Below are 26,444 nucleotides of genomic sequence, written 5' to 3' on the forward strand. Positions count from 1 at the left end.
ATTCCCGGCTGATATAAAAAATGTATGCCGGCCTGGCCGCTTTATACCAAACGTTACTTATAAATTCCAACTAAAATAAAGACAACCCCAAGACCGATGAACACCATTTTTCCATAAGATATCTCACCGGCAATCTGAAAAATTCCTATCGCCATCGTTCCTATAAAAATGGCCGGACCAACAATAGCTAAAACAGAATTGATTGCGATCGCTTTCCTTACATCATTCACAAACAGCATGCAGATAGCCGCTGTGAGTTCAATACTTGCAGATAAAAACCTGAGACCGGCCATAGCGAGTACAGTCTGATCCAGTCCACTCCACCAATTTTTCATTCTTCCACCTCAGATCCTTTTGTACAGACTATGCGTCTTGTCCAGGGATTAGAAAAGAATCCTGATATTTATCACCTGAAATCAGCTATAATGGAAATAAAAGGAGGTTATTCATATGGATGAAGAGATTTGGATTCATTTGTATACCATTCTCCAATGGACTTTGGCGGCAGGCGTGTATCTGCTGATTCCAGCCATCATTTTGATCAAAGCCTTGAAAAAAAAGCAGTATCCAAGAAGCAGCCTCTATACTCCATTCGATAACATCATTGAAGGCAAAGTTTCATCAGAAAAACTGACTGCCGAACAAATTCGGGAGGATGACAGACATAAGAACCGGTACGGGGAAATTGACTGAGTCATGTTAAAAACAGGCTGAAGCAAAGTAAAAAACCCCCGGCATGCTCCAAATCGAAGCATACCGGGGGTTTCCCCATTGATTATTTTTCCTGTTGCGGGTTTCCGTTTATCGATTATTCCTGCCGGCCGAAGTAAGGGTTTTAACTCTCTTCAGGAGGATTTTCTTTGCAGGAAATCGTTTCCCCTTCCTGTATAGCCTGCCGGATGAATAATATTCTTCAATAATGGCTTCATCGGAATGGGGCACCGCTTTTCCTTTTACCATCTGAGCTCCATTGATGCATCCGCTGGTCAGCAGGATGATATCATTTGATTGGCCAAGGCTCAGTGATTTCAGGACTCCCTCTTTCCTCGTTAGTGTGGGATGAATCCCGGCTGCCTCAGGATAGCGAAAGCCCTTCATGACTTGATCAACGATAGCCTGGGGATCATGATGGCCGGGATGATCGACTGTGACGACGATTTCATCCGCCTTGTGTTCAATCACCTTCGCCATTTTGGGCATTTTAGCAAAATCCCTGATCCCGATTCCGGCAATCATGACAATAAGCCGATTGTGAGGAAGCTTTTTCACTTCTTGTAAAAGACGGGTCAAGGCAACAGGTGTATGCGCATAATCAAGAATAACCTTTTGCCCGTCCATGCCATTTATAATCTGAAAGCGGCCTTCAGGACTTTCCATCTTCGGAAGTACGCCAATAATCTGCTCCATTTCGAATCCGAGTAAAAGACACGCTCCGACGGCTGCCAAGACGTTGGAAACGTTATAGTCCCCATAAATCGGGGCTTTTATTGCATAGGTGAGGCCTCCATAGGTCAAGTCAAATGCTGTGCCGTCTTTACTGAAAATCAGTTTGCTTCCTTTCAGGTCGGCAGCTTTATCGTCTGAGAGGCTGTAGGTGAGCTGTTTTCCGGAAAAACTGTCCGAAAGCTCCTTCCCCATCTCTTCATCATCGGCATTAATAACCGCATGAATGGCCTGTTTGAATAATCTCATTTTACATTCTTTATACCGGGCAAATGTTTTATGGTATTCCAAGTGCTCTTCCGAAAGATTTGTGTGAATCGCCACATCAAATACCATCTGATCGACGCGGTGCTGGTCCAAAGCGATAGATGATACTTCCATCGCTACAGCCTCATCTCCCAAATGATAAAGTTCTTGAAACATATACTGCAAATCAGCCGATTCAGGCGTCGTAGGAGTACTTTTTTGGGAGGATAATTTCTCCGTTGAAGACCAAAACCCCGTGGTGCCGATTGACCCTGCCGGCATCCCCAGCAGGGTCAATAGTGACCTTACATAAGCAGCGACTGTTGTCTTTCCGTTTGTTCCTGTAATACCGACTGTTTTTAGCTTCTCATCTGCTGCTTGAAAATATCGTTTAGCGAATTTCGCCATCGTTTCTCTGACATGGTCAACCACGATAAACGTACACTCAGGATACTTGGCGCTTAGTGATTTAAGATGCAGATAGCTGGAACCATAAACGGCAGCAGCCCCATTTAAGATAGCCTCTTCAATATACTGGTGTCCATCCGCGCTTTCTCCTTTCATGCTGAAGAAAACCGATGATTTTTTTACTTGCCGGGAATCGTATGCAAGATGTAGAATCCTTTGTGACAGAGGGCCGAATAGATGGTTTATTGGCACTTCATTAACTGAATCGAATTGTATTAGCATAGCTGACCTCTCATCAAGTTAGAGGAGCTGTTTTGGAACAGCTCTCATTTATTTTCAAATCCGGATTTATTTTATAATCCCCCGAATTCTTTACCCTCATTTATGCGACTTGAAACGCATTGAAAATGAAGCCTTAAAAAGAGGCTAAGCGAAATTATACCCAAATAAAAAATCCCGCCGGCGGCGGGATTTTTTTATGCTCTGGAAACATAGGAGGATTCTGTTGTGTTGATTATAAGCACGTCCCCCTCATTGATAAAGAAAGGTACGTTCACGGTTAGTCCCGTTTCTAGTTTAGCTGGTTTCGTACCTCCTGAAGCTGTATCACCTTTAATTCCAGGCTCTGTTTCCGTAACTTTTAATTCAACTGTGTTCGGAAGCTCCACTCCAAGAGTTTCAGCCTGGAACATCATGATTTGAACTTCCATGTTTTCTTTCAGGAATTTCAGCTCATATTCAATGGATGCAGCCGGAAGTTCAATTTGCTCATACGATTCATTATCCATGAATACATGCATATCATCACTGGCATATAAATATTGCATTCTGCGCGTTTCAATCTGTGCTTTAGCTACTTTTTCGCCCGCTCGGAATGTTTTTTCCTGAATAGCACCAGTTCGCAGGTTGCGAAGCTTGGAGCGGACGAATGCCGCACCTTTACCCGGTTTAACATGCTGGAAATCAATAACGCGCCAGATACCATTATCCACCTCAATGGTTAAACCTGTGCGAAAATCATTAACTGAAATCATAAATGTGTTCCTCCTAGCTATCTTTTACCCCGGGTCAATGCCCGGATGGCTTATGTAAAAAAGCAAATGCGCCTTTTTTTACAAAATAATCAGTTCTTTTGGGGAAGAGGTCAATGCTTCATTCCCTGCTTCCGTAACGACGGTGTCGTCTTCAATTCTTACTCCTCCGAGCCCGGCAATGTAAATACCCGGCTCTACGGTTACAACCATGCCTGGTTCCAGAACCGTATCGGAGCGAAGGGAGAGCGCCGGCCCCTCATGGACTTCCAGTCCGAGACCGTGCCCGGTAGAATGGCCAAAGTAGTCCCCATAGCCTTTTTCAGTAATCAAATCACGGGTAAGGGCATCGGCTTCTTTACCAGTGATCCCAGCTTTAATTCCATTCATACCCCTCATCTGCGCTTCAAGAACAACGGAATAAATTTCCTTTAGTTTATCAGAAGGTTCCCCTACTGCAAACGTTCTCGTAATATCCGAGCAGTATCCTTTATAATAGGCACCGAAATCAAGCGTAACAAAGTCGCCCGATTCAATTTCTTTTTCGCTCGCTGCGCCGTGCGGAAGAGCTGAACGGTAACCGGATGCTACGATGATATCAAAAGAAGAAGATGCGGCCCCGTTTTTTCTCATAAAAAATTCAAGCTCATTGGAAACATCAAGCTCTTTTAAGCCCGGGCGTACGAAATGCAGGATGTGTGAATAGGCGGCATCGGCAATCTGCGCCGCTTCCTTTAATATCTTAATCTCTGCCGGTGACTTAATCAAGCGTAACTTTTCAACCGCACCTGATACAGGAACGAGGGATATTCCGCTCATCGCTTTTTTGTACTGCTCATAGGAAGAAAAGGTCATATGGTCCTGCTCGAAGCCTAATTTTGCAATCCCCATTTTTTTGGCCTGTGCTGCCGCTTCTTCTATGATTGAACCGGTATGCTGAATAATTTCATATCCCTGTGCCTGCTTCCCTGCCTGCTCGACATAGCGGAAATCGGTAATAAAAACAGCCTTTGATTCCGAGATGATGGCAAGACCTGCCGAACCAGTGAACCCGGTCATATAGCGCCGGTTAAATTCACTCGAGATGATCAATCCGTCAATTCCTAAGTCGTGAAACGAGTTTCTTAATTTTTCAAGCATGTTCAGTTTCCCCCTGACTGATTCATTAGCGCAAGCAGCGCTAGTCTGTATCCAAAGAATCCGAGTCCGGCAATCTGCCCCGCCGCTACGGGTGCAATGACAGAGTGACGTCTGAATTCTTCTCTTGCATATACGTTTGAAATATGTACTTCCATTACAGGGACAGATACTCCTGCAACTGCGTCCCGAATAGCATAGCTGTAATGTGTGAACGCTCCCGGATTCAGAACGATCCCCGCATACTGTTCATCTGCTTCATGAATAGCATCAATGATATCGCCTTCATGACTGGACTGAAAACAAGTAATCTCTATTCCGGAATCTTCTCCGAATTGCAGGAGCTCACGCTCAAGATCCGTCAGTGTTTTTCTCCCGTAAACATCCGGTTCCCGTTTTCCAAGCCTGTTTAAATTAGGGCCGTTAAGGACTAGATACCGCTTCATTTCTCTCTCTCCCGTCCTAGAGACTAAAACCCGGCTGTTGTTCAGGCAGCAGGGGGCATAAGCCGCTATTTAATCTCATTTATTTTACCATAGTCAGCTGTTTTCCTCTATTGATTTAGGGGGTTTTGAATCGGATTCTTTCATGACCTCGCTGTAGTCATAGGAAATCGAATACCCAATGAAGGTGCCGTAAAGAATATAAAGGCACAAAGTCGCAACCACTGTATTGGAGCTCAGTTCCGTAATCGTTTGGAGGACGGGAAATAAGGGGGTAACGAGGAAAAAAACAAAGGCCCACAGAGCGATGCCAAATCCAATACCCGCCCAAATTGTATGAATTTTTCTAAGCAGAGCGTAATAAATAAAGGCGATGCCGATTGACAAAACGCTTATTAAAACAATACTGACAATATTGCCTGCTGCCCCATCTTTCCATGCACCTGCTGAAACAGGCTGGAGTATGATATTCGGACTTATTTGCGAAAGTTTAAAATAGGATGCTATAAACCCTGCTGCCGACCATACGAATCCCCCTGCAAAACCGCACGTTGCCACTCTTCCTAAAATAGAAGCCGGAGAAGGACCTTTTCTGACGTTTCCTGTACTTTGATTGTTCATTATTCCTTTCACCTCCACCTCAGTATGCCCTGTTTTGTTTCGGACAATGTCAGTGTGTCCAGTATGTGTAAGAAAAAAAACGGTGGGTATACTGTAAATAGACAGAACGCGGTAAATAAATGTCAAAACAATGAAACATCAGCCTAGAGGTTTACCTGTTTTTTAGGTAAAATAGAATCATAACACTTTTGAATGAATTTTCAGCAAGAGTGACCACGTTTAGATAGGTTGGTGTTTCATGTCTACAGAAAAAAAGCCCGCATATGGCGGTCAGGCAGTGGTTGAAGGAGTTATGTTCGGCGGTAAGCATCACTATGTAACTGCAGTGCGAAGAAAAGATCAATCCGTTGAATTTTTCCATTTGCCGAGGAAGGTCAGCCCGATTCTCGCCAAATTGAAGAAAATTCCTTTCTTAAGGGGCATTATCGCCATCCTGGAAGCCAGCGCCAACGGTACAAAACACTTAAATTTTTCAACTGAACGATATGATGTTGATCCTAAGGATGACCGTAAAGCAGCATCCGAAAGGAAAGAATCAAAATTAACAATGATTCTCGGCGTAGCTGCTGCGGGCATTTTATCCTTTTTGTTTGGAAAATTCATTTTCACGTTAATTCCTGTCTTTTTGGCCGAATCTACCCGTTTTATTTTTAAAAGCGATTTTTCTCAAATTATGGCAGAGGGTGCCTTTAAACTCATTCTGCTGCTCGCTTATATTTATTTTATCTCGCTGACTCCGCTCATAAAACGTGTTTTTCAATACCATGGAGCGGAGCATAAAGTGATCAACTGCTATGAGAACGGGTTGGCTCTGACAGTGGAGAATGTCCAAAAACAATCCAGACTCCATTACCGCTGCGGGAGCAGTTTCATTTTATTTACCGTCATTGTCGGGGTCTTTGTTTATATGATCGTTCCGACAGACCCGCTTTGGGTCAGAGTTGTAAACCGGATTACCTTAATTCCGGTTGTCCTCGGCATCTCTTTTGAAGTGCTTCAGCTTACAAATATGGTGCGGAACGTTCCGGTTCTGAAATGGCTCGGCCTGCCCGGCTTATGGCTGCAGCTGCTGACCACGAAAGAGCCGGATGACCGTCAAACTGAAGTGGCAATTATGAGTTTTGAAGAGCTGTTGAAAATGGAAAAAGAAACAGCTATGTCTGAAGAACAAATTGTTTAACTGTCTTTCTTAATCTTCTGGGAGGTGGGTTTATGAAACGCGGATCAAACTGGTTTTTTCTGGCTATCGCAGGTCTTGCAGGATTTTATTTAATTACTACATTACTGACAAATCCCGCTGCTTTGTTCCAGCAGGCAGCGATCATCGCCATAACGGTTGCCATTATCTATCTTGTCTTCCGTTATGTCATGAGAAAAAGAATGGGATTGGATTATTCATCCTATTCAAAAGCAGCTAAACATACAAAACGAAGCGCATATGAAAAGACTCATACCGGATCCCCTTCCAAGACGGTTACTCCCATTAAAAAATATGCCAAAACGAAATCCTTTAAAAAGAAAAACTCCAGTCATCTAACCGTCATTGAAGGAAAAAAAGGAAAAAAGAAAAACAGGGCCCTTTTTTAAAAGGCCCATGTTTGAAGAAAAAGCTCCGTTTCACTTCTGCCTAGCTCAATTAGAGCTAGCTTTTTTTCTTCCGTTAAATCGAATTCTGTCGTCAAAATGTGATCCACGGGCAAAAACACAATGTTCCGCTCATGCTTGCTTGAAATATGCCTCGCATCATGAGCATCTTTCATTGTCTCAAATAATGCACCATACAGCTCAATAGCGTTCGTGATTTTGTTTTTTGGACGTTCCTGTTCGTTAGGCGTTAACCGAATTCCAAGGACCGGCCGTTTTGGAAACAGATCAGATGTAAAAAGCCAAATGGGGAAATTGCTTAAAACCCCGCCATCCACTATCACGCAGTTTCCTAGTTGTGAAGTCAGTTTCACCGGTTCAAAAAAGTAGGGCAGACTGCTGCTCATTCTTACGGCCCTTGCAATCGAAAAATGCTCGGGAACGAGGCCGTATGAAGGTAAATCATCCGGAATGACGACAATTTTTCCGTTAGTCAGATCTGATGCAACGACCTTTAATGAACCGGCACGCAAATCTCCAAAAGTTGAGATCCCTTTGGCTTTTAATTTCTCCGAAATCCAATTCTCTAATTTTTGGCCTCTATACAAGCCAAGCCTCCAATAAATCGATATCCATTTAAGAAACCGAAGCGGGAAAAAGGAGATCCTTTCATCCATGAAGTCTCTTAAATTCACTTCTTCGAGCAATTCAATAATTTCATCACTTGTATAACCCGCTGCAATAAAGGCGGCAACAATGGATCCGGCGCTTGTACCTGCTAAACGCGCAAATCGAAGTCCTCTTTTTTCAATCGCCTGGTATGCTCCTGCCATTGCGAGCCCTTTTATTCCCCCGCCTGAAAAAACACCGTCAATATACACAGGAATCCCCCTCTGTATGCCGTCTGTTTATCTTATTTCAGTGCGCTGTTTTCTTAGAACTTCCTCTGCTTGGTCCGGGTAAAATGGAAAGTTTTCGAAGTGTATATGGGAGGTTTAATCGGGAAGATTGGAAGAAGCAAGAGCGTGCGGTTCCTTATTGAGCCGCTCTCCTGCTGCTGTATATCAGGTTGGGTTCTGTTCACTGCGCTTTTGAACACTTTTTAAATCTTCTGTACGTTTCGGATTTTCCTCGAAATACTGGACGAGATCCCCAATTCTGTCAATCGCATTCCAGCTCAAATGATGTTCGATTCCTTCTACATCATCATAAATGATTTCTTCTTCAACACCGATAATTCTCATAAATTGTTCAAGCAATTCGTGTCTGTAAACGAGCCGTTTACCGATTTTTTTACCTTTCGGCGTGAGAATTAGGCCTCTATATTTTTCATAAACTAAATATTCATCTTTATCCAGCTTCTGTACCATTTTTGTTACAGAGGAGGGATGGACACCAAGCGCTTCTGCGATATCAGACACTCGTGCATATCCTTTTTCTTCTATCAAATTGTATATTTGTTCTATGTAATCTTCCATACTGGGCGTTGGCATGTAGTTAAGTCCCTCCATTGCTTACCAATCATCTTCTTCAATAAATCATAACAAGTGTACACTTTTTTTAAGGCTATGACAAGGAAACATCCCGTCAGATAAGGCTTTTGGCAGGGGATTTGCCCTGAACAATCCACGATGTTCGCCTGAAAAGAATGAGCGGGGCTCTTTGCAGAATCCTGAACAGTCATATACCCTTAATCGTTTTGGCCTCTCTAATCGAAAGCTCTGTTAAACTTGGCTGCTGTTTGCAGTTAGCAGGCACTTTTCTTTCCTTTGGCAGACGGTGGTCATCCTTGCCGCTATGCTCCCGCAGGAGTCACCGTGACTTCCACTCCGATCAGCAGGTGCTTTAACAGAGACAATAGAAAAAAACTGCCGGGCTTAACCCGGCAGCCATAAAGCAGTCTTCATACCTTATAATCCGCATTTCAGCTGTGCGCCGCAGCTTGTACATGTGTTGCATCCGCCCAGGTCTTCAACCGTACCCTCGCGGCATACAGGACAGGTATTTCCTACCTCATTCCCGATTGTCACATCTGTGGAGCGCAAAGCATTGATTGTATCCACAAGAACTACCTTGCCCTTCTCTTTCGGGGTTTCTTCACTGACATCATCGAACGTATTCTCTTCAGCTTTTAATGTCAGAACTTGTGAATCCCGGCTTCCATCGACATAAACCGTACCGCCTTTTGCTCCGCCTTTGTAAAGACGCTCATACACAGCCTCAACCTGCTCAACAGAATAGCCCTTAGGTGCATTAACCGTTTTACTGATTGAGCTGTCAATCCAGCGCTGAATTACACACTGTGCATCCGCGTGGGCTTCAGGGGACAGTTCCATCGCTGAAATGAACCAGTGAGGAAGATTATTGGAATCCGCAGCAGGATTACGATCCAAATACTCCTGAACAATGTCCGCTTTGACTTCAATAAACTTCCCGAGTCTTCCGCTCCTGAAATAAGAGAAGGAGAAATACGGCTCAAGGCCCGTAGACACGCCAACCATTGTTCCGGTTGAGCCTGTAGGGGCAACCGTCAGCAGGTGTGAGTTGCGAATTCCATACTTTTCGATCTCTTCGCGGAGATCTTCCGGCATTTTCTTCATATAGCCTGTTTCAGTAAACTTTCTGCGAAGCTCCATCGTTTCCGCTTCTCTGGAACCCGTGAGGAACGGGAAGCTGCCTTTTTCTTTGGCCAGCTCTACAGAAGCACGGTAAGCGGTAGTCGCGATTGTTTCAAATACTTTATCAACAAGCGCGTTGCCCTCTTCTGTTCCATACTCTGTTTCACAGTAGATCAGCAAGTCATGCAGACCCATTACACCAAGTCCGACGCGGCGCTCTCCAAGTGCCTGTTTTTTATTTTCTTCAAGAAAATATGGAGTGGCATCGATGACATTGTCCTGCATTCGGACACCGGTTTCAACCGTTTTGCGAAGCTTGTCAAAGTTAACCGTTTTCGATGTCTTGTCGGCCATTTCTGCGAGATTGACAGCGGCAAGGTTGCAGACTGAGAAAGGAGCGAGCGGCTGTTCCCCGCACGGATTCGTTGCCACAACCTTTTGTCCGTATGCTTTTGCATTTGTCATATCGTTCGCATTATCAATAAAGAAGATTCCAGGCTCCGCTGAGTATGTCGCGCAAATGTTAACGAGGTTCCAAAGCTCTTTTGCTTTGATTTTGCGATACGTGCGGACTTTAAAGCCTTTCGCTTCCCATTCACGCACATCCCCTGATTTGTGCCACTCTTCGTTGTAAACCTTCATTTCCTCTTTGCTGTAGCTCTCCACATCCGGGAACCTCAAATCATAGTCCTGATCCAATTCTACAGCTTTCATGAAATCGTTCGTCAGGCAAATGGAGATATTTGCTCCAGTCAAGAATTCAGAGTTGTGTACACTGTACTGCCCGCCTGTTTTAAGTTTCGTTTCCGCATCTTTCATTACTTTGTCAGAGAAACCGCCGTTTCCAGGTATGGCTTTATAATTCACGATTCCCTGGTACATATCTTGTTCAGCCTGAGTGAAAGGGGTGAATTTAAGTTTTTCCTGAGCCGCCCGTTTAATGGATTCATCTTTTGTATTTTCAATCAGATAGCGGAGAATACGCGGATTTTGCATTTTGGAGATGATAAATTCCACGATATCAGGATGCCAGTCGGCAAGCATAATCATTTGTGCTCCGCGTCTTGAGCCGCCCTGCTCAACCAGATGTGTAAGCTTCGCAATATCATCAAGCCAGGAGACTGACCCGGAAGACTTTCCGTTCACTCCTCGTGCAAGCGCATTGCGAGGACGAAGTGTCGAGCCATTTGTTCCGACACCGCCTCCGCGGCTCATAATTTCCATAACCTGTTTGCGGTGTTCGGAAATCCCTTCCCGTGAATCCTGCACAAAAGGCATCACATAGCAGTTAAAGTAGGTGACATCCGTACCTGCCCCGGCTCCATAAAGTACACGTCCTGCCGGAACAAAATTCATGCTCACAAGTTCCTGATAGAATTTTTCAAACCACTCCTGGCGCTTTTCCGTTGTTTCCTCTACGGAAGCAAGACCTGTAGCATTCCGTTTCGCAATCTGCTCGTAGAAAACCTCTAAAGGCTTTTCAATCACATCAAGAGATCGGACAATCACTCCGGTCTCTATTTCTTCCGGCTTGTCCAGAGAATGCCGGTACTCTTCTTCTACTAAAACAGTCGCTGTTTTGGATGACCAGTCAAGATGAAGTATGTATCCAAGTCCCCGTGCAGGAAATTTTGGATCTTCTTTGATTGTCAGGACAACGAAGTCGCCTTTTGATAAAGTCACCTTTTCTGTGTCTTTGAATGTGTACCGGTCCAGCATGACAAGGCGGGAAACCCCTTTATGTGTAATGTTCATATCTTCAGTGACCGGATGAACCTGCGGGAATAACGTTATATCCTTATTCAGCTTCTCTCTATCCAATTTCATTTTTTCTGCTAGCGAAACGGGCATCTTAACAACTCCTCTTTCTATTGTACTTAGTAAAAATAGCATAGATGCTACTAATTTATCAACATATAGTGTATTCATTATAAAGAACAATACTAGATATTGATTATACCTTGGCTTTTCCCCTATTTGTCAAATTAAAAACTAAATAAAAACCAGAGAAAAACAGCGGAAATGAAAGCTTGTTCAGACTTTTTTCTATAAAACAAACCATTTTGTGATTTGCAAAATTTCAAGGTGAATTAACTTCTGATAAATAAAGGAAATATTTGAATTTTTTTCTATAGGCAAGAAAAATATTTTTGTTCTCGTTATTATAGAACAAACGTTCCTGTTAATCATTGATCAATTCCTGGAAAAAATGAAAAAGCGGCTATTTGCCGCTTTTCGCTTGCTTATCTTTTAAAATTCCATTCATCGCTTTCATATTTGCTTTTTGCAAGGTTTTGCACATATACATATTCCTCATCCGTCAGTTCATAAGGTACAAGTTCAATATTCAGCCCAGACTCAAATCCCTGCTTAAAAGCAGCTCTCGCTTCCTGCATAGTGACCGGGGTTTCCCTTAAGTCATTAGCCGCAACCGCCTTGCTGCTGAAGTTTTTCCGCATCCGGTCTTTTACACGCTCACTCGGATAGTTGAATAAATCGAATAATTTATCTTCGTCCAAATCAAGCAGAATGGACCCGTGCTGCAAAATTACACCTTTTTGCCGTGTTTGAGCACTTCCGGCTACTTTTCTTCCTTCTACTACAAGTTCATACCAGGAAGGGGCATCAAAGCAAACAGACGATCTGGGGTTCTTCAGTCCCTGTTTTTCTTCTTCTGTCCTCGGAATCGCAAAATATGCATCAAGCCCCAGATTTCGGAACCCTTCCAATATCCCTTCAGAAATCACTCTGTATGCCTCTGTTACCGAGCCGGGCATCTCAGGGTGCTCTTCTGTCACAATTACGCTATATGTAAGTTCCTGATCATGAAGAACGCCTCTGCCGCCGGTAGGTCTTCTGACAAAGCCCAAACCATGGCGCTTTACCGCTTCAAAATTAATTTCTTTCTCCGCCTTTTGAAAATACCCAATAGAAAGGGTCGCGGGATCCCAGCCGTAAAACCTGATAACAGGGGGGATTTTCCCTTCGCTATGCCAATCAAGCAGTGCTTCATCCAACGCCATGTTAAAGGAAGGTGAGCAATTGCCCGAATCAATAAAACGCCATTTTTCTTTTTCCATACGCTTCCCTCTTTTAGCCATTTTGTCATTGCCTCAAAAGATACTTTTCCAGTCTAACAAATCCAGAAAGACTTGAAAACAATTCTGTCCTCATTTCAAGTGACATTTGGGATTGCCTCTTATATAATTAAAGGTATCGCTTAGACATGGTATTTTTACATTGACAGAAGGAGTCGAGTTTCATTGGAATGGATTATTTTGATTGTGCTTATTGCAGCCATTATCGGCTACAGCGTTTTCACCTATTTTTATCAGCGGAAAATTCTTAAAACCCTTACTGAAGAAGAGTTCCGGGCTGGCTACCGTAAAGCCCAGCTTATTGATATAAGAGAACCGAATGAATTTGAGGGAGGCCACATCTGGGGTGCCCGCAACATTCCCCTGTCACAGATGCGCCACCGGTATAAAGAAATCCGCAAGGATCAGCCTGTCTATCTGTACTGCCAGAATACAACACGAAGCGGCCGTGCAGCACAGCAGCTGAAAAAGAAAGGCTACAGCGACCTTTACATGCTTAAAGGCGGCTTCCGTTCATGGACAGGAAAAATTAAAAAGAAATAAAGAACACCGTCCGCATTCAGCCGCGGACGGTTTTTTCTGTTTTAGCGCCTTATCTTTGAGGGTATAGGACGGGAAAAGGAGGCGGGCTTAGTGGCTTTTGATTATGAAATGGATTTTGAACATACTGATTTTAGAAAAGAGCCTGAGAAATACAGAGTCGGACGGGGCGAGCAAGGTGTATTAATGGTCGAACCCTACAAAAGCGAAATCCTTCCCCACTGGCGGTTTAAAACACCCGATATCGCCAGGGAATCCTCTGAAAAAATTTACGCCCTTTATCTTGAATATAAAGAGAAGGGAGATTTCCCCGGAATGGATATGGCACGAAAGTTTCTTCAGATGGGGTATACACGTTCACGGAGGTATGCCAACTATAAAGGAGGCAGGAAGTACAGCAAGGAGGGAAAAGTGAAGGAGCGGAGTATCAATGAAGAAAAGGCCGAATCTGCTGCGATATTTGAAGAAAAATGGAAGCAGGTACGAGCAGACCAGGATTACCTGAAGCTAAAAAAAGAGCACCAGCAGAAGTATGGCTGATTTCTGCCGGAGCTCTTTCTTTAATTCGTTACAGGTTCTTTTTTCTCATATTTAAGCACTGGTTTTCTTGCCGCCAGGGTTTCATCCAGGCGTTTGATCACCGTAGTATGCGGAGCTTCCTGAACAATCTCGGGATTCTCCTCTGCTTCTCTCGCAATCTGGATCATGGCTTCAATGAAGGCGTCGAGCGTTTCTTTTGATTCCGTCTCCGTCGGCTCAATCATAATGCACTCCTCAACATTCAGAGGGAAATAGATCGTCGGCGGATGATAGCCGAAGTCAAGAAGACGTTTCGCAATATCCAATGTACGGACACCAAGTTTTTTCTGGCGTTTCCCTGAGAGGACAAATTCATGCTTGCAATGCTTATCAAACGGCAAATCATAGTGCGGTGCGAGTCTTCGCATCATGTAATTCGCATTCAGCACAGCGAATTCGGTCACAGCCTTCAGTCCGTCCGGTCCCATTGTGCGGATATACGTATAAGCGCGAACATTGATCCCAAAGTTTCCGTAAAAAGGCTTAACCCTGCCGATTGAATCCGGACGATTATAGTCAAAGTGATAGCTTTCCTTCTCTTTAACAAGCACCGGCTTAGGCAGGAATCGGATCAAATCGCTTTTTACGCCAACAGGGCCTGATCCAGGACCGCCTCCTCCGTGCGGGCCGGTAAAGGTTTTGTGAAGATTTAAATGGACTACATCAAAGCCCATGTCTCCCGGTCTTGCCTTGCTCAGCACTGCGTTCAGGTTCGCACCGTCATAATACAGCTTCCCGCCTGCTCCATGAACGATTTCAGCCATTTCCTGAATGTTTTCTTCAAAGAGACCCAGTGTATTTGGGTTCGTCAGCATTAATGCTGCCGTATCACTTCCCACCACCCGTCTTAAGTCCTCAAGATCGACGAGTCCGGTTTCATCCGATTTCACCGTGACGGTTTCAAAACCGGCTACTGTCGCTGATGCCGGATTGGTTCCATGCGCCGAGTCAGGAACAATGACTTTCGTGCGCTCCAAATCTCCATTCGCCTCATGAAAGGCACGGATCATCATCAGACCGGTCCACTCTCCATGCGCTCCAGCTGCCGGCTGAAGGGTGACTTCATCCATCCCGGTTATTTCTTTTAAGTGCTCCTGCAGATCAAATAAAAGCTCCATCGCCCCCTGAACCGTTTCTTCCTCCTGCAAAGGATGAATGTGAGCCAACCCTGCCATTCTTGCTACATTTTCATTGATTTTCGGATTGTATTTCATCGTACACGAACCAAGTGGATAGAAACCTGAATCCACTCCGTGATTCCGTTTGGAAAGAGCCGTATAATGGCGCATAATATCCAGCTCTGAAACCTCCGGCAGTTCAGGCTCTGATTCTCTCCTGTATTCCGCAGGAAGCAAATCCTCCAATTTCATTTCCGGTACATCCAATTCAGGAAGGCTGTAACCGGTTCTTCCAGGCTTCGTCAATTCAAAAATAAGTGCTTGATCCTGTTTATTCATGGCGATCCCCCAATTCGTTCACAAGCTGATCGATTTCTTCCTTCGTTCTCAGTTCCGTTACCGCAACTAGCATATGGTTATTAAGAGCAGGATTGGTTAATCCAAGGTCATAGCCGCCGATAATGCCTGACTGAATAAGCTTTGCATTCGCTTCTTTAACAGGCTTTTTTAACTTAACAGCAAATTCATTAAAAATGGGTCCTTCAAAGGCAATTTCCAGGCCTGCTTCTTTAAAGCGGTTTTTGGCGTAGTTTGCTTTTTGAAGATTTTGAAGCGCCATTTCCTTTACTCCTTTTTTCCCTAAAGCGGTCATGGCAACAGAAGCCGCCAGCGCATTCAGTGCCTGATTGGAGCAAATGTTCGATGTTGCTTTATCACGGCGGATATGCTGTTCCCGCGCCTGTAGCGTCAATACGAACCCGCGCTGCCCATCCTCATCCACCGTTTGGCCGACCAGTCTGCCGGGAACTTTTCTCATCAATTTATTCGTAACGGCGAAATATCCGCAGTGGGGACCGCCGAATGCCGTCGGTATTCCAAACACCTGGGCATCTCCCACTACAATATCAGCACCGAGGGCACCCGGGGGAGTCAGAATTCCAAGCGCCAGAGGATTGGATGATACGATCATCATGCTTTTTCCCTGATGGGCAATCGGCTCAATATCTTTTAATGGTTCAACTTGACCGTAGAAGTTCGGATATTGGACGATAACGGCTGCCACATCATCTCCCATTTCCTTTTCAAGCGCAGCAAGATCGGTTGTTCCTTTTGAAGCAGGTACTTCTATGACTTCAATATACTGCCCCTTTGCATAGGTGCGCAAAACGTCTTTTGATTCAGGATTTACGGCTTCAGAAACGAGAATCTTCTTCTTTTTCGTCTGCCCTGCTGCAAGCATCGCTGCCTCAGCAAGAGCCGTGCCGCCATCATACATGGAAGAATTGGCTACATCCATACCTGTCAATTCACAAATCATCGTCTGAAACTCAAAGATTGCCTGCAGCTCTCCTTGGGAAATTTCCGGCTGATACGGGGTATAGGCTGTATAAAATTCCGAACGGGAGATGACATGGTCAACGATGACCGGCATGTAATGATCATATACACCGGCTCCCAGGAACGAAACATTTTGCCTCAAATCCTTATTTTTCGCTGCAAGACTGCTTAGTTCTTTTAAAAGCTCCGTCTCAGATTTCGCAGGCTTAATCTTATACTCTCTGTTAAATCGAACCTGACCGGGAATATCCTCGAATAAATCATCTATTGTTTCTACGCCAATTGCATTCAGCATTTCTTTTTGATCTTGTTCTGTCATCGGCAAATAACGGTGCTTCATCACTGTATCCCCTCTCCTTTATCCTCTTGGACGTTTATAAAACGGCGTTGAAACAACCTTTGCTTTCAGCTGTTTGCCGCGGATTTCCACATATACTTCCGTTCCGGGTTCGCAGCATTCTGCCAGAAGGAGCGCCAGGCCGATGTTTTTCTTTAATGTAGGAGATTGGGTGCCTGTCGTGACCATCCCAATCTGCGCTCCATTTTTGTATACCGGATATCCGTGTCTAGGAATCCCTTTATCCACCATCTCAATACCTGTCAATTTCCGTGGTGCGCCATTTTCCTTCTGTTCTTTTAGAACTTCTTTTCCAATGAACTCTGCTTCTTTATTCGGTTTAACGGCAAATCCAATCCCTGCTTCGATAGGTGTAATCGTTTGAGAAAGCTCCTGTCCGTATAGCGGCAAGTTGGATTCAAAGCGCAGCGTATCCCTTGCCCCTAATCCGCACGGCAGGGCCCCCAGATCTTCTCCTGCTTCAAGAATGGAGGACCAAAGCACTTCAGCATCCGCTGCACGGCAGTACAGCTCAAATCCATCTTCACCTGTATAGCCTGTTCTGGACACCAATACGCTGACTCCGGCAATTGTCACTTGATCTTTAAATTTAAAAAATCGGATATCCTGCAAGTTTTCCTCTGTTAAAGATTGCAGGATCTCTTCAGCAAGCGGGCCTTGAAAAGCAAGAAGCGCTGTTTCATCCGATACGTCTGTAATCACAACTTCTCCATCTGCATGTTTTCTCATCCACTCTAAATCCTTCTCAATGTTGGATGCATTGATGACAGCCAAATAATCGTCATCCGCTTTTTTATAAACGAGCAAATCGTCGACTGTACCGCCATCCTCATAGCACATCGCTGTATACTGAGCCCCTCCGGCTTTTAAAAGGGATACATCATTGGTCATCAATCGTTGAAGAAAAGGCAGGCTGCCTTTTCCTTTTATTGATACTTCCCCCATATGGGAGACATCAAATAATCCGGCTTTCGATCTTACAGCGTGATGCTCTTCTTTAATAGAAGAAAACTGAACCGGAAGCTCCCAGCCCCCGAAGTCAATCGTCTTTCCTCCACTTTGCTTATATACCTCAAACAAGGGTGTTCTTTTTAACTGTGACAAAGCTTTCCCTCCCCGGAATATCGTGCTTAAGATGCAAAAAAGGACAGACTCCTCCTGATCAGATCAGAAGGCTCTGTCCTTGGCACCTGAAAGTTTACCCTGTTCGGCAGGGCTTTCCCCTTTGGCGGTTTACGATTTGTAAACTCTCTCCAGAGCTGCGTCAAATAAGAGTCTTTTTGCCTGAGAGATTCACATATGTTTGCTCCTTCGGCGCCGCATGCGGAATTTGCCCGCTGCGATCTCTCCCCTTATTGTCATCCGCACATATTATTCCAAATCATGGTTACACTAATATCAGCCTATCTTTGCCTATCCCGATGAACGGACATGGACATGGGAACAGACAGAGGAATAACAGAAAATGAAGCATTTTGTAAACTTTCTAACTACTTAACATCCTACCACCATATCAGAAGCAGAGCAATCCTATTTTTTCTGAATGTTTTGCGGGTATCTTATCAAATCATTCGTTTTTTAACGATATACCTTCTTAATATACACATAAAACTATGCTTTTTTCCCAAAAAGTGAACAATACAGAGAGTTGGTGAGAAATAGATGAAAAGGTTTACAAGTTTCAATGTACCCATCCACTATGACAATAAATGGGAAGATGAAATGATGGACCGGATGGAAACGGACGGTCCGTGGGCTAACTGGGAGCTTTTTAAGCTGTCCTCTGAAATTCAGCTGCATACCGCCGTTCCAGAATTTGAAGGATTGCAGGCCCCCAAACACCTGCCTGATTTTCAGCCCCTTCCGCATCAGCTTGAGGTGGCAAAAACGGTTGTAGAAAAAATGAATGGCAAAGCCATTCTTGCAGACGAAGTCGGGCTTGGGAAAACGATCGAAGCGGGACTTATCCTCAAAGAATATATGATCCGCGGCCTTGTGAAAAAGGCTTTAATCCTTGTTCCCGCCTCTTTAGTTTCCCAGTGGGCCCGGGAGCTGAATCAGAAGTTTTACATCCCTGCTGTTGAGCAAAAGAAAAGTTATGTATGGGAACAATGTGATGTCGTTGTGTCATCCATTGATACGGCTAAACGAAATCCGCACCGGGATATCGTTTTGAATCAGCTTTATGATCTCGTTATTATTGATGAAGCTCATAAACTGAAAAACAGCAAAACGAAAAACTACGAGTTTGTGCTGAATTTAAAAAAGAAATATTGTCTCCTGCTTACCGCAACTCCGATCCAAAATCGAATTGAAGAAATTTTTAATCTTGTTTCTCTTTTAAAACCTGGTCATCTTGGCAACGAAGCCTACTTTACTGAAGTGTTTTCAGCCAAAAATCGCTCCGTCGAATACCATGAGCACCTAAGGGAACTGATCAATAAAGTCATGCTTCGAAACCGGCGCGGCGATACAGGCATTGATTGGCCGAAACGAATTGTTGAAACGGTTCCCATTGAATTTTCTGAAACAGAACAACATCTATACGATCAAATAACTGCAGTAAAGACCTCTCTTCCCGGAGGAGTGAACACTTTCTCCATCATGACCCTCCAGAGAGAGGCATGCAGCAGCCGGGAATCCGTCTACATGACGCTGAAAAAAATGCTGGACCGTCCAGAGGAAGACGGTTCTCCTATACCGGTTCCTGTTATTCACCAGCTTTTGAAAGCAGTAGATGAAGTAACCCAAAACAGCAAGGCTGAAAAAGTGCTGGAGATTATCCAGAAAATCAATGATAAAGTCATTATCTTCACTGAGTATCGGGCCACCCAAATGTACCTGCAATGGTATTTAAAGCAGCACGGAATTTCTTCAGTGCCTTTTCGTGGCGGATTCAAGCGCGGAAAAAAGGATTGGATGAAGGATTTGTTTAAAGGAAACATTCAAGTTCTGATTGCCACAGAGGCCGGGGGGGAAGGAATTAACCTTCAATTCTGCAATCAGATCATTAATTACGATCTGCCATGGAATCCAATGAGGCTCGAACAGCGTATTGGACGGATTCATCGCCTTGGCCAGGAACGGGATGTTCATATTTATAATCTGTCAACAAGAAATACCGTTGAAGAACATATTCTTAAGCTTTTGTATGAGAAAATCAATCTCTTTGAAAAAGTCATCGGACAGCTCGATGAGATTTTGACACGTTTGGAAATTACAAATTTCGAAGAGCACCTTCAGGACATCCTGTTCCATTCCTCAACAGAAGGCGAAATGAAAATCAAAATGGAAAACCTTACTTCCATCCTCGATTTCGGGCAGCAGGAAACGGAAGAAAAAAAAGTGTCAGGTGACATCCTTTAAGGAGGAAAATGATGAACCAGCAGGAAATTCATACACTGCTTGAACGCTTCTTTCGGGCGAACCAGTGCGATATATCCAAAAAAACACCTGGCGCTTTAGCCATCCAGCTGACAGTCGATCTGGACAAAGAACTGATGAACCGCCCTTTTTACTGGCATTACCTTGAAAAAACCGGGGGCGAGCCGAATCCAATGAGTCTTACGCTGCTCACAGATAAGGACGAAGTCTCAGAAGAGCAGAAAACAGAATTCATCCACTTTGGATCGCCGAGGCTCCATCAAATATTTGGCTCAGCGCGTAAGCTGGGAGCATTTGCGCGTATGTATGAGGATTCATTTATGGAGGGAACACAGCAGCCGCTCCATCCATGGCTTGGAATGAATATGACGGTTTCCTATCAGTGCGATATGAAAAAAGACTTTATCTACTCTATCGGTCTCCATTTAATAAGCGGAACGATGGTCGAGAATTTTCAGGAAAGATTGAATCAGCTTCAGCTTACTCCTAAAATACCGGACTTCCGCTTTACCCTCTCGCCGTTAATTCTGCCCAAAAGCGGAATGACGAGAATCAGGCAGTACATCGAGAGAAAAATAGCAGAGGATTCTCATGAGTGGGCAGAAGAATCGAGGCAGAGATGGAACGCCGATTTAATGCTCCTCCATCATTTCTATGAAGATATGGAGGAAAAACCGGAAGTTTATGAACTCGAAAAAGGCGCATTGAAGGACCTTTATGAACCGAACATCCATATTTCTGTTAATAACGGGGGTATTTTTTACCTGAATCCGCAAACGATTTTTTAATTATATCGGCAGAAAAATCAAAAATTTTAATATATTTTTCCAATTCGACATGATTCAGCACCATTTTTTCTTTTTCCAATCTATAATCATGGTACAAAGGTTCCTTCCGCTGATCGTGACTTTAGTATGACGTCCGCGGAAAGGATGCCGATTCTGTCAGATAAAGGCAAACCTGTTGAAAGGCAGGGACGCAAAATCACGGGTCTTAGGTTGCCGGCCAGGCAATGATGATCGCCGGATTGCCTGAAATACATACGTATTTTAGGAGGAAAAAGGATGGAGAAGGTACTCGTAAAAGAAGAATTGGATGTAGAATGGAAAGAATTGATCCTCGCTGCACTGGACATGGGAATCAGCAAAGAAGATATCCGCTATTTCCTTCAAAATAAGCAGGCAGAAAGAGAGAAATAACCAAATTTTGTCGAAAAAATTTTGTCGATTTTGTTCGATTTATCGAAATGATCCCTTCGTTATATGCTATAATATCGATGGGAAGGTGATGTTATGATTGGGGAACGCATACGCAAATATCGCAAAGAAAAAAATCTATCTCTATCTGAACTAGCAGACCGGGCAGGCGTAGCTAAATCATACCTAAGTTCGATTGAACGAAATCTGCAATCCAATCCATCTGTACAATTTTTGGAAAAGGTTTCATCCGTGCTTGGCATCTCTGTTAATACCCTGTTAAACGGCAACACAGAAGATGCTTATGCAAATCAGCTGGATCAGGACTGGGCATCACTTGTAAAAGAAGCTATGCAATCAGGCGTAACGAAAGATCAATTTAGAGAATTTCTGGAATTTAATAAATGGCGGATGCATCAGCCAAAAAAATAAAACGGCCGGACAGATGTCCAGACCGTTTTATTTTTTATGAAGCTGTTTTTTTATGATTCTCCTCGATTTTTAAAATCGCCTGCCAAATGGTGGAGATAGAATAAATAATCAGTAATATGCCAGGTATGATAGCAAACAGCGCACGGCCCTCTTTTGTTTGGGCATAGCTGCTGATGTAGCCTGCATAAGGAATCGTCACACCTGTGTATTCAGCTACCACATTCGAAGAGAGTACAGGGGCTGAATCCTCCGACTCGTTATGATCCCCCTTCGTCCGATACACTGCCTGTCCCCGGCTTACGGTTTTTTCCGTAATTCTGTGAGTTGCGAGGTCATATTCATTCATCCAGAATGTGATGACATCATCCTTTTTAAACCTGTTCATATCTCCTCCGGTCTTTACTGCTATAACTGAACCGGTCTGGATCCCCGGTTCCATTGATCCGGAAAGAACGGTTTTAAATTGATAACCAAAAACTTGAGGCTCGCCGCCGGAAGCCTTTGAAGAGAAAACCGCGATGGCAAGACTGATCAGAATAAAAAACAGCAGCAAGGTGAACGCTCTGCTTACAATCTTCAATTTCTCTCCTCCTTTTCTTCTGAAATCGGAGGATTCGTTTGCAGAACTTCGGATTCATTCTTTTCATCAGAGTTCGCGGCAGGCAAATCGTTCTCAGGTTTTGGTTTCTCTTCGAGGTCAGGCTTGTCCGCATTCTCTTTGTTCGTTTCTTTAGAAGGAACTTTTGAATCGGGTTTCTTTTTTTCTTCCTTTTTTGGAGGCGGACATTCAGCTACCGTAACTTTTTCACTCTCTGTCCGGACCGTTTCATTCATTCCCTGAAAGCCAGGGCGCTGATCGGCTTCTGCATAATACACTCCAGCCTTATCCGTTCGAATAGAAAGATGTCCTGTCTCATTCTCCCCAATGATTGAAAGGGAGCCCTCTTCTGCAAGCTCGCCATCTTTAAAAATTCGATAGCCTGTAGAACCAATCATTCCGAATCCTGAATTTCTGATTGAAAACGTAAGATTTACGGGACTGCAGTTTGTCTTCGGCTCTGTTTCACCTGCTTTTTCAAAGCTGAGTTTGCTTCCATCCCACCAGGAACCTAATTGAATTCCTATTTCCTGCTCGGCTTTCGCATGAAAATAGGCTTGAACGGGCGTCACGGATAAAGTCAATATTAGCAAAACCGCACAAACAAACACCGCAGTCTGAAGCAGCTTATTTGCCTTTTTCATTTTCTTTCTGCTCATCAATCTTCATCCCCCGTTCGATATGTATGAATTCCCAAGATGCAAAAACCGATAAAGTGAGGCAGGGAGCAGCACAGCCACTTACCTGCTGTACTGCTCCCTCTCTATACACTATCGGAACCGATTGAAATTATAGCTCCTGTCCCTCACCCTGGCGTCCATCAAATGTCCATTTCAGCTGCAGAGAATCTCCCTGGAATTGGTTTTGATCTTCACCATTGTCAACAAACTCAAATTGTACGAACAAATCATCGGTTGTACCGGCTTTCAGTCCTTTTTTCTTTTCAAAAAGCGGGGTAAACACATTGCTAGCTACAGCATTTGGATCCATATCCTTCAGCTCTTCAAGCGTTGTACTGTAAATAACGTCATTCAGCTTGTCCGCATTATAAAGGAAATTCACTTTAATATGGCTGCCGAGATCCTCTGTATTTGCAGGCTCGCCCTCTTTATTCGCTACCGTATATTCGGTTGTTAAAAGAACTTTTTTAATATCAACCGTTCCATCATTTTTCAGTTTAAAGGTTCGTGTCATCCAATCTCCGGGCTTCATGTCCTTCACATTCACAACCTCAGTAGGAACCGCATTCAAATCAAGCGTTCCCGCCGCAAAAGAGCTCGCCGCTTCTGCTTTGTCATTGAAATAGGCATAAGTTCCCCCGCCGACCAGTGATAATCCGAGCGCTGCAGATGCAATACCCAACCCTAATTTTGTCTTGATCCCCATTTTACATTCCTCCTGATTTTTTCTGCGTGTATGTGAACTCTTTTCCTGTAAAGAAGCTCAACCATTACTATCGAAATCTTCTGATAAATAAACGTGCATGGAGGAAAAAATTCTACAGATGTAAGATTATGTAGAGTCTGTCATAAAATTCTTTCTTACCGCTACTTTAGTTTAGCAGTCGCCTAATTTCGGCAAAAGGTTCTTTGTACCAGAAAATTCACTCATCCATTCGTATGATTTTTCTGAAAAATAACCTTGCCTTATTTTCGAAAACTCTTACTTTTCAGGCATTTAGCCAACTGCGGCTTTTTTCTCTGCATCTATTTATCCGGTAAAATAGCCTATAGTAAGCTCTATGCCAATACAAACAAAAAAACCAGGATACAGGACCTGGTTTTTTAAGCATACAACGAGATGAAAGATTTTTGACGGTGCTGATTTTCATTGTATTTCCCTTTTAATGGGGTAACCTTCGTCTGGGCATTTTCAAAAAGAACCCTTTGGAAGGATAAATCATTCGAACAAACCGGGCAGACCCATGCTCCGCCATTGTAACTGCTATAAGAAGATTTTGCACAGCGCGGACATACTTTTTTGAACATCATCATCTCTCCTAATTGGTTACATGGAAAATCCAAGTTGAATGCAGAATCATGACAAATGTATAAAGAAGACAGGCTGCGCAGGTCGCACCCTTTAAGATTTTCGTTGTTTTCAGCGGAATTAGAAACACCATACAAAGCAGAAGAATCGAAAACATCAGCTTCACTCCGATAAAAGCCACTGGAGTCCACTCGTACAGGTTTTTCATAAGAGGGTTTGCTTCCTTTATAAAACCAAGTTCAAGACCGGCTAATGTAACAAATAAATCGATTGTATTAACAATCGCCAGGTAAATGAATGCGGTTTTCATGAAGCAGCTCCTTTGGCATACAGGCCATTATTTATGCTATGTATGGAATTCAGGAAACTATACCCTCTTAGGCTCCTCCAGCCTCGAAATGACCCGCCAAATGGTTATTATGGAGTATCCAATCAAAAGCAATCCGGGAATAATGAACAAGAGCGCGTTTCCTTCTTTTGACTTAGCATATTCAATAAAATAACCGATATACGGGATGGTGAAACCTGTATACTGGGCTGTCACATTTTGAGCAAGCACCGGTTCAGAATCAGGAGTCTTATTATTGTCTCCTTTTGTCGTATAAATAACAGCCTGACCGCTCGCCTTTTTTGCTACAATCCGATGAGTTGCGAGATCTTTTTCATCCATTTTAAAAGTGATGACATCCCCTGGCTGGAAACGATTCATATCGCCGCCTGTTTTGACAGCAATGATCGAGCCGGTTTGAATTCCGGGTTCCATTGAACCGGATAAGACGGTTTTCAGCTGATAGCCGAAAAACTCCGGTTGACCGCCGGATGCTTTTGAGGAGAGGACGAGGAGGATCATGACAAGCAAGAGAACAAACAGCAGTGCGGATAATGTTTGACTGATTAGTTTTCCCGCCAGTTTCATTTATTAACTCCCCCTTCGCTGCCTATCGTTTCCTCACTCAAACGACCTGATTCGTCTGTTGCAGGATTATCGCTTGAGGATGTTTCTTCTATAGCCTTGTTCTCCTCCTCGGTGCCTTCTATTGGAGATTCTACTTCTTCCTTGTCTCCCTCCATCTCCTCTTTAATAGAATCCTTTTCATGATTCTCCTCCTGCTTTTCTTTTTCATCTTTAGGCGGAGGACATTCAGCTATTGAAACGGACTGGCTGTTTGTTCTGGTTATCTCTGAGTCATTGCCGCCATAGCCTGGACGCTGATCAGCCTCGGCCATATAAGTCCCTGGAGAATCGGTTATAACAGATAAAATTGCCGTCTTTTCAGCCTGGATTATTCCTAATGTGCCTTCTGTAAATACTTCTCCATTTTTATAGATTCGATATGTGGTCGTACCAATCATCGTAAAACCCTTGTTTATTACAGGAAAGTTTAATCTTATTGGTTCACAGCCTGTAAGTTCATCTGCAGCAGGAAGTTCCTCAAAACTCAAATTACTCTTATCCCACCAGGTTCCGGCTTCAATATAAATGCCTTGTTCCTTTTGGTCGTTATAATATGCTCCAGTAGGAGAGGCTGCATAATTTAAAATCAATAAAAAAGAATAAATTAATGCGAATAACTTAAATAAGGAATGACTTTCATACATATTGTTCCGAATTGCCTCCAGCCCCCGTTCTTTTATGGGTAGAGTCATGTAAAAAGAAGGCAGGAAGTTCCTGCCTTCCCATCAGCCTTAAAGCTCTTCCCCTTTTCCCTGACGTGCCTCAAAATTCCATTTCAGCTGGAGAGAGTCACCTTGAAATTCATTTTGATCCTGCTCATTATCAATAAATTCAAATTGGACAAATAAATCATCTGTGGTTCCGGCTTTAAGGCCTTTTCTCTCGAATAAAGGGGTGAAAACATTTTTATCAAGTACATTAGGATCCATATCTTTTAATTCTTTAAGCGTAGTACTGTAAATTACATCATTCAGCTTATCTGCATTGTATAAAAAGTTTACTTGAATATGATCGCCGAAGTCCGAATTATTCCCTGCAGCACCTTCATTAACGGTATAGTCTGTTGTTAAAAGCACTTTTTTAATATCCAGAGAACCGCTGTTTTCCAATTTAAAAGCTCTAGTCATATAGTCACCAGGTTTGATATTCTTCACATCAATAATCGTTGTCGGATTTACATTCAAATCCAAAGTTCCCGCTGCAAATGAAGAAGCAGCGTCTGCTTTGTCATTAAAATACGCATATGTACCGCCTCCGACTAATGAAAGACCAAGTGCTGCAGATGCCAGTCCTAAACCTAATTTCTTCTTGATACCCATTGTAAAAGC

General features: G+C 43.6%; 30 protein-coding genes and 2 riboswitches. Of the genes, 9 read left to right on the plus strand and 21 right to left on the minus strand.

The genetic code is table 11. From position 1 onward, the window contains the following. Positions 1–53 precede the first annotated feature (53 nt). Positions 54–335 carry a YqhV family protein gene (locus CEF21_RS14905; protein ID WP_123917674.1) on the minus strand — a complete coding sequence of 94 codons (282 nt, stop codon included), beginning with the start codon at positions 333–335 and terminating at the stop codon, positions 54–56. Between the two features lie 115 nt (positions 336–450). Between CEF21_RS14905 and CEF21_RS14910 the strand changes: the two genes are divergently transcribed. Continuing rightward, a complete protein-coding gene (locus CEF21_RS14910) occupies positions 451–693 on the plus strand; it encodes a hypothetical protein (protein ID WP_123917676.1) in 243 nt (80 codons plus the stop codon). 108 nt (positions 694–801) lie between these two features. On the opposite strand, the gene CEF21_RS14915 is transcribed toward CEF21_RS14910, so the two are convergent. From CEF21_RS14915 to CEF21_RS14935, 5 genes are all read right to left on the minus strand, one after another. Beyond that, positions 802–2,379: a UDP-N-acetylmuramoyl-L-alanyl-D-glutamate--2,6-diaminopimelate ligase gene (locus tag CEF21_RS14915; RefSeq protein WP_123917678.1), complete on the minus strand. Its 1,578-nt coding sequence runs from the start codon at positions 2,377–2,379 to the stop codon at positions 802–804. Between the two features lie 194 nt (positions 2,380–2,573). After that, positions 2,574–3,131 carry an elongation factor P gene (efp, locus tag CEF21_RS14920; RefSeq protein ID WP_123917680.1) on the minus strand — a complete coding sequence of 186 codons (558 nt, stop codon included), beginning with the start codon at positions 3,129–3,131 and terminating at the stop codon, positions 2,574–2,576. A 78-nt stretch (positions 3,132–3,209) separates the two neighbouring features. Continuing rightward, complete coding sequence (locus CEF21_RS14925) at positions 3,210–4,268, minus strand: M24 family metallopeptidase (protein ID WP_481747593.1); 1,059 nt, start codon at positions 4,266–4,268, stop codon at positions 3,210–3,212. Positions 4,269–4,270: 2 nt separating this feature from the next. Next, on the minus strand, positions 4,271–4,711 hold the full coding sequence (gene aroQ, locus CEF21_RS14930) for a type II 3-dehydroquinate dehydratase (RefSeq protein ID WP_123917684.1): 441 nt from the start codon (positions 4,709–4,711) through the stop codon (positions 4,271–4,273). Between the two features lie 93 nt (positions 4,712–4,804). Next, complete coding sequence (locus CEF21_RS14935) at positions 4,805–5,329, minus strand: YqhR family membrane protein (protein WP_123917686.1); 525 nt, start codon at positions 5,327–5,329, stop codon at positions 4,805–4,807. Between the two features lie 238 nt (positions 5,330–5,567). Between CEF21_RS14935 and CEF21_RS14940 the strand changes: the two genes are divergently transcribed. Both CEF21_RS14940 and CEF21_RS14945 read left to right on the plus strand, forming a co-directional pair. Next, a complete protein-coding gene (locus CEF21_RS14940; RefSeq protein WP_123917688.1) occupies positions 5,568–6,509 on the plus strand; it encodes a DUF1385 domain-containing protein in 942 nt (313 codons plus the stop codon). 32 nt (positions 6,510–6,541) lie between these two features. Continuing rightward, entirely contained in the window at positions 6,542–6,916 is a 375-nt protein-coding gene (locus tag CEF21_RS14945) for an SA1362 family protein (RefSeq protein WP_123917690.1), read from the plus strand. Here the strand turns inward: CEF21_RS14945 and CEF21_RS14950 are convergent. The 4 genes from CEF21_RS14950 to CEF21_RS14965 form a co-directional block, all read right to left on the minus strand. Further along, positions 6,913–7,794 carry a patatin-like phospholipase family protein gene (locus CEF21_RS14950; protein ID WP_123917692.1) on the minus strand — a complete coding sequence of 294 codons (882 nt, stop codon included), beginning with the start codon at positions 7,792–7,794 and terminating at the stop codon, positions 6,913–6,915. The two genes, CEF21_RS14945 and CEF21_RS14950, sit on opposite strands and share 4 nt — an antisense overlap. 183 nt (positions 7,795–7,977) lie before the next feature. After that, positions 7,978–8,406: a transcriptional regulator MntR gene (gene mntR, locus CEF21_RS14955; RefSeq protein ID WP_123917694.1), complete on the minus strand. Its 429-nt coding sequence runs from the start codon at positions 8,404–8,406 to the stop codon at positions 7,978–7,980. Between the two features lie 417 nt (positions 8,407–8,823). Continuing rightward, positions 8,824–11,382, minus strand: coding sequence for a vitamin B12-dependent ribonucleotide reductase (locus CEF21_RS14960; RefSeq protein ID WP_123917696.1), 2,559 nt, complete (start codon positions 11,380–11,382; stop codon positions 8,824–8,826). Between the two features lie 392 nt (positions 11,383–11,774). Next, positions 11,775–12,611 carry a lipoate--protein ligase family protein gene (locus CEF21_RS14965; protein WP_123917698.1) on the minus strand — a complete coding sequence of 279 codons (837 nt, stop codon included), beginning with the start codon at positions 12,609–12,611 and terminating at the stop codon, positions 11,775–11,777. A gap of 159 nt (positions 12,612–12,770) precedes the next feature. On the opposite strand from CEF21_RS14965, the gene CEF21_RS14970 reads away from it, so the two are divergent. Further along, complete coding sequence (locus CEF21_RS14970) at positions 12,771–13,172, plus strand: rhodanese-like domain-containing protein (protein WP_241156873.1); 402 nt, start codon at positions 12,771–12,773, stop codon at positions 13,170–13,172. 90 nt (positions 13,173–13,262) lie between these two features. After that, positions 13,263–13,709 (plus strand): DUF4385 domain-containing protein, encoded by a 447-nt coding sequence (locus tag CEF21_RS14975; protein ID WP_123917702.1) that lies wholly within the window; start codon positions 13,263–13,265, stop codon positions 13,707–13,709. 20 nt (positions 13,710–13,729) lie between these two features. Here CEF21_RS14975 and gcvPB read toward each other — a convergent pair whose 3' ends face one another. The 3 genes from gcvPB to gcvT are packed head-to-tail and all read right to left on the minus strand — an operon-like array spanning position 13,730 to position 17,666. Then, positions 13,730–15,205 (minus strand): aminomethyl-transferring glycine dehydrogenase subunit GcvPB, encoded by a 1,476-nt coding sequence (gene gcvPB / locus CEF21_RS14980; protein ID WP_123917704.1) that lies wholly within the window; start codon positions 15,203–15,205, stop codon positions 13,730–13,732. Further along, positions 15,198–16,544, minus strand: a complete 1,347-nt coding sequence (gcvPA, locus tag CEF21_RS14985; RefSeq protein ID WP_123917706.1) for an aminomethyl-transferring glycine dehydrogenase subunit GcvPA — start codon at positions 16,542–16,544, stop codon at positions 15,198–15,200. The genes gcvPB and gcvPA overlap by 8 nt, the downstream gene beginning before the upstream one ends. 18 nt (positions 16,545–16,562) lie before the next feature. Beyond that, the gene (gcvT, locus tag CEF21_RS14990; protein WP_123917708.1) at positions 16,563–17,666 is read right to left on the minus strand and encodes a glycine cleavage system aminomethyltransferase GcvT; all 1,104 of its coding nucleotides are present in this window, start codon (positions 17,664–17,666) and stop codon (positions 16,563–16,565) included. A 158-nt stretch (positions 17,667–17,824) separates the two neighbouring features. Beyond that, positions 17,825–17,924, minus strand: a riboswitch (glycine riboswitch). A 300-nt stretch (positions 17,925–18,224) separates the two neighbouring features. Here gcvT and CEF21_RS14995 point away from each other — a divergent pair. From CEF21_RS14995 to CEF21_RS15010, 4 genes are all read left to right on the plus strand, one after another. After that, entirely contained in the window at positions 18,225–19,928 is a 1,704-nt protein-coding gene (locus CEF21_RS14995; RefSeq protein ID WP_123917710.1) for a DEAD/DEAH box helicase, read from the plus strand. Positions 19,929–19,939: 11 nt separating this feature from the next. Next, positions 19,940–20,734, plus strand: a complete 795-nt coding sequence (locus tag CEF21_RS15000) for a YqhG family protein (protein WP_123920289.1) — start codon at positions 19,940–19,942, stop codon at positions 20,732–20,734. 155 nt (positions 20,735–20,889) lie between these two features. Then, positions 20,890–20,981, plus strand: a riboswitch (cyclic di-GMP riboswitch). 29 nt (positions 20,982–21,010) lie between these two features. Further along, positions 21,011–21,145 carry an anti-repressor SinI family protein gene (locus CEF21_RS15005; RefSeq protein ID WP_123917712.1) on the plus strand — a complete coding sequence of 45 codons (135 nt, stop codon included), beginning with the start codon at positions 21,011–21,013 and terminating at the stop codon, positions 21,143–21,145. A gap of 93 nt (positions 21,146–21,238) precedes the next feature. Beyond that, positions 21,239–21,574: a helix-turn-helix domain-containing protein gene (locus tag CEF21_RS15010; protein ID WP_123917714.1), complete on the plus strand. Its 336-nt coding sequence runs from the start codon at positions 21,239–21,241 to the stop codon at positions 21,572–21,574. 34 nt (positions 21,575–21,608) lie between these two features. Here the strand turns inward: CEF21_RS15010 and sipW (CEF21_RS15015) are convergent, their stop codons facing one another. The 8 genes from sipW (CEF21_RS15015) to CEF21_RS15050 all read right to left on the minus strand — a co-directional run bounded on the left by sipW (CEF21_RS15015) (position 21,609) and on the right by CEF21_RS15050 (position 26,435). Next, positions 21,609–22,154: a signal peptidase I SipW gene (sipW, locus tag CEF21_RS15015; protein WP_123917716.1), complete on the minus strand. Its 546-nt coding sequence runs from the start codon at positions 22,152–22,154 to the stop codon at positions 21,609–21,611. Beyond that, complete coding sequence (locus tag CEF21_RS15020; RefSeq protein WP_123917718.1) at positions 22,151–22,831, minus strand: hypothetical protein; 681 nt, start codon at positions 22,829–22,831, stop codon at positions 22,151–22,153. The genes sipW (CEF21_RS15015) and CEF21_RS15020 overlap by 4 nt, the downstream gene beginning before the upstream one ends. Before the next feature lie 130 nt (positions 22,832–22,961). Next, the gene (locus tag CEF21_RS15025; protein ID WP_123917720.1) at positions 22,962–23,558 is read right to left on the minus strand and encodes a CalY family protein; all 597 of its coding nucleotides are present in this window, start codon (positions 23,556–23,558) and stop codon (positions 22,962–22,964) included. 398 nt (positions 23,559–23,956) lie between these two features. Then, a complete protein-coding gene (locus tag CEF21_RS15030; RefSeq protein ID WP_123917722.1) occupies positions 23,957–24,160 on the minus strand; it encodes a hypothetical protein in 204 nt (67 codons plus the stop codon). A gap of 11 nt (positions 24,161–24,171) precedes the next feature. Further along, positions 24,172–24,471, minus strand: a complete 300-nt coding sequence (locus CEF21_RS15035) for a DUF5658 family protein (protein ID WP_123917724.1) — start codon at positions 24,469–24,471, stop codon at positions 24,172–24,174. 57 nt (positions 24,472–24,528) lie between these two features. Further along, entirely contained in the window at positions 24,529–25,077 is a 549-nt protein-coding gene (gene sipW / locus CEF21_RS15040) for a signal peptidase I SipW (protein WP_123917726.1), read from the minus strand. Further along, complete coding sequence (locus CEF21_RS15045) at positions 25,074–25,760, minus strand: hypothetical protein (protein ID WP_123917728.1); 687 nt, start codon at positions 25,758–25,760, stop codon at positions 25,074–25,076. The genes sipW (CEF21_RS15040) and CEF21_RS15045 overlap by 4 nt, the downstream gene beginning before the upstream one ends. Before the next feature lie 87 nt (positions 25,761–25,847). Then, entirely contained in the window at positions 25,848–26,435 is a 588-nt protein-coding gene (locus CEF21_RS15050) for a CalY family protein (protein WP_123917730.1), read from the minus strand. Positions 26,436–26,444: the final 9 nt, after the last annotated feature.

The sequence above is a fragment of the Bacillus sp. FJAT-42376 genome (assembly GCF_003816055.1).
Taxonomy (GTDB): Bacteria; Bacillota; Bacilli; order Bacillales; family Bacillaceae; genus Metabacillus_B.

Coding starts and splice junctions, on each gene's coding strand:
- sipW (WP_123917726.1), bottom strand. CDS start 25,077: ATGAAACTGGCGGGAAAACTAATCAGTCAAACATTATCCGCACTGCTG.
- CEF21_RS14925 (WP_481747593.1), bottom strand. CDS start 4,268: ATGCTTGAAAAATTAAGAAACTCGTTTCACGACTTAGGAATTGACGGA.
- CEF21_RS15000 (WP_123920289.1), top strand. CDS start 19,940: ATGAACCAGCAGGAAATTCATACACTGCTTGAACGCTTCTTTCGGGCG.
- CEF21_RS14965 (WP_123917698.1), bottom strand. CDS start 12,611: ATGGAAAAAGAAAAATGGCGTTTTATTGATTCGGGCAATTGCTCACCT.
- CEF21_RS15030 (WP_123917722.1), bottom strand. CDS start 24,160: ATGTTCAAAAAAGTATGTCCGCGCTGTGCAAAATCTTCTTATAGCAGT.
- CEF21_RS15045 (WP_123917728.1), bottom strand. CDS start 25,760: ATGTATGAAAGTCATTCCTTATTTAAGTTATTCGCATTAATTTATTCT.
- CEF21_RS14995 (WP_123917710.1), top strand. CDS start 18,225: ATGAAAAGGTTTACAAGTTTCAATGTACCCATCCACTATGACAATAAA.
- CEF21_RS14935 (WP_123917686.1), bottom strand. CDS start 5,329: ATGAACAATCAAAGTACAGGAAACGTCAGAAAAGGTCCTTCTCCGGCT.
- CEF21_RS14905 (WP_123917674.1), bottom strand. CDS start 335: ATGAAAAATTGGTGGAGTGGACTGGATCAGACTGTACTCGCTATGGCC.
- CEF21_RS14940 (WP_123917688.1), top strand. CDS start 5,568: ATGTCTACAGAAAAAAAGCCCGCATATGGCGGTCAGGCAGTGGTTGAA.
- CEF21_RS15025 (WP_123917720.1), bottom strand. CDS start 23,558: ATGGGGATCAAGACAAAATTAGGGTTGGGTATTGCATCTGCAGCGCTC.
- gcvPA (WP_123917706.1), bottom strand. CDS start 16,544: ATGAAGCACCGTTATTTGCCGATGACAGAACAAGATCAAAAAGAAATG.
- CEF21_RS15050 (WP_123917730.1), bottom strand. CDS start 26,435: ATGGGTATCAAGAAGAAATTAGGTTTAGGACTGGCATCTGCAGCACTT.
- gcvPB (WP_123917704.1), bottom strand. CDS start 15,205: ATGAATAAACAGGATCAAGCACTTATTTTTGAATTGACGAAGCCTGGA.
- CEF21_RS14960 (WP_123917696.1), bottom strand. CDS start 11,382: ATGCCCGTTTCGCTAGCAGAAAAAATGAAATTGGATAGAGAGAAGCTG.
- CEF21_RS14945 (WP_123917690.1), top strand. CDS start 6,542: ATGAAACGCGGATCAAACTGGTTTTTTCTGGCTATCGCAGGTCTTGCA.
- CEF21_RS15020 (WP_123917718.1), bottom strand. CDS start 22,831: ATGAGCAGAAAGAAAATGAAAAAGGCAAATAAGCTGCTTCAGACTGCG.
- CEF21_RS15010 (WP_123917714.1), top strand. CDS start 21,239: ATGATTGGGGAACGCATACGCAAATATCGCAAAGAAAAAAATCTATCT.
- CEF21_RS15035 (WP_123917724.1), bottom strand. CDS start 24,471: ATGAAAACCGCATTCATTTACCTGGCGATTGTTAATACAATCGATTTA.
- mntR (WP_123917694.1), bottom strand. CDS start 8,406: ATGCCAACGCCCAGTATGGAAGATTACATAGAACAAATATACAATTTG.
- CEF21_RS15005 (WP_123917712.1), top strand. CDS start 21,011: ATGGAGAAGGTACTCGTAAAAGAAGAATTGGATGTAGAATGGAAAGAA.
- aroQ (WP_123917684.1), bottom strand. CDS start 4,711: ATGAAGCGGTATCTAGTCCTTAACGGCCCTAATTTAAACAGGCTTGGA.
- CEF21_RS14910 (WP_123917676.1), top strand. CDS start 451: ATGGATGAAGAGATTTGGATTCATTTGTATACCATTCTCCAATGGACT.
- efp (WP_123917680.1), bottom strand. CDS start 3,131: ATGATTTCAGTTAATGATTTTCGCACAGGTTTAACCATTGAGGTGGAT.
- CEF21_RS14915 (WP_123917678.1), bottom strand. CDS start 2,379: ATGCTAATACAATTCGATTCAGTTAATGAAGTGCCAATAAACCATCTA.